Annotated in this window: 1 protein-coding gene and 2 pseudogenes; 2 read left to right on the top strand and 1 reads right to left on the bottom strand. The window is 72.3% G+C overall.

Features of this window, described 5'->3' with window-relative positions:
- Window positions 1-26: 26 nt before the first annotated feature.
- Window positions 27-245: pseudogene (locus tag E2651_RS43345) on the top strand (LysE family transporter); the annotation flags it as partial.
- A gap of 72 nt (window positions 246-317) precedes the next feature.
- Here E2651_RS43345 and E2651_RS43340 read toward each other — a convergent pair.
- Window positions 318-413 (bottom strand): annotated as a pseudogene (locus tag E2651_RS43340) (helix-turn-helix domain-containing protein); the annotation flags it as partial.
- Window positions 414-554: 141 nt separating this feature from the next.
- Here E2651_RS43340 and E2651_RS43335 point away from each other — a divergent pair.
- The coding region (locus E2651_RS43335) for an NADP-dependent oxidoreductase (protein WP_135336743.1) at window positions 555-1,108 on the top strand (554 nt) is incomplete at its 3' end.

Genomic DNA, 1,108 nt, shown 5'->3' with positions numbered 1-1,108 from the left:
CTCAAGGGGTGCGAGGGGCGCGGGAGATGCGGGAGATGCGGGAGGCTCGGGAGGCGGCCGAGGGGCCGGAGCCGGCCCCGGAGGCCTCGCCCCGCGACCGCTGGGCCGCCTTCCGCGCGGGGCTCGCCACGAACCTGCTCAACCCCAAGGCCGGGATCTTCTACATGAGTCTGATCCCGCAGTTCATCCCGGCCAGAGCCCCCGTGTTCCGTACGACGATGCTGCTCACGGCGATCGACCTCGTCGAACTCGTGCTCTGGTACGGGATCGTCGCCTACGCCGCGTCCGCGCTCGGCGAGGCGGTCGAAGCCTTCGCGCAGGAGGGTTTCGAGGAGCGCGTCGCGGGTGGGGAAGTGACGGTAGAGCGTGCCGAGGCCGATGCCCGCCCGGCGGGCCACGTCACGCAGCGAGGCCCGTTCAAGAGGGGTCTCCGGTTCAAGTGGCATGCGGTTCCCTGGCGTTGACAAATCGGAGCACCGCTCCGTTTACTAAACGGAGCGGCGCTCCGGATCATAGCCGGGGTGCCGCCGACCGAGCGTCGAGTGGGGGCAGTCATGGAGAAAGCGACGATGCGGGCGATCCGTGTGCACGTGTTCGGTGGTCCCGAGCGGTTGATCTATGAGGAGGTGCCGCGACCCGCCGCCGGTCCCGGTGAAGTCCTGGTCCGTGTGCACGCGGCGGGGGTGAACCCGCCGGACCTGTACGCGCGGGCGGCCTTCGCCGACATCCCTCCGGAGCTGCGCCCCGAGGTGCCGCTGCCGCTCACGCCGGGCTCCGACATCTCGGGGGTGGTGGCGGACGTGGGCGCGGGGGTGACCGAGTGGCGGCCAGGTGATGAGGTGTTCGGCCTGGTCAACTTCCCCGGCAGGGCGTCGGCCTACGCCGAGTACGTCACCGCGCCCGCCGGGCACCTCGCCCGCAGGCCCGCCGCTCTGGACCACGTCACGGCGGCCGCCGTACCGATGGCGGGACTCACCGCCTATCAGCACCTCTTCGAGCACCTCGGGCCGGAGTACGGCAGCCCGCCGCGCGGCGGCACCGTCCTGGTCAACGGCGCGGCGGGCGGCGTGGGCCACTTCGCCGTGCAGCTGGCCAGGGTCGCGGGGGC

Source organism: Streptomyces sp. MZ04 (assembly GCF_004684775.1).
Classification (GTDB): Bacteria; Actinomycetota; Actinomycetes; order Streptomycetales; family Streptomycetaceae; genus Streptomyces.
The sequence above is the reverse complement of the archived record's forward strand: the minus strand, read 5'-3'. Positions and strand labels throughout refer to the sequence as shown.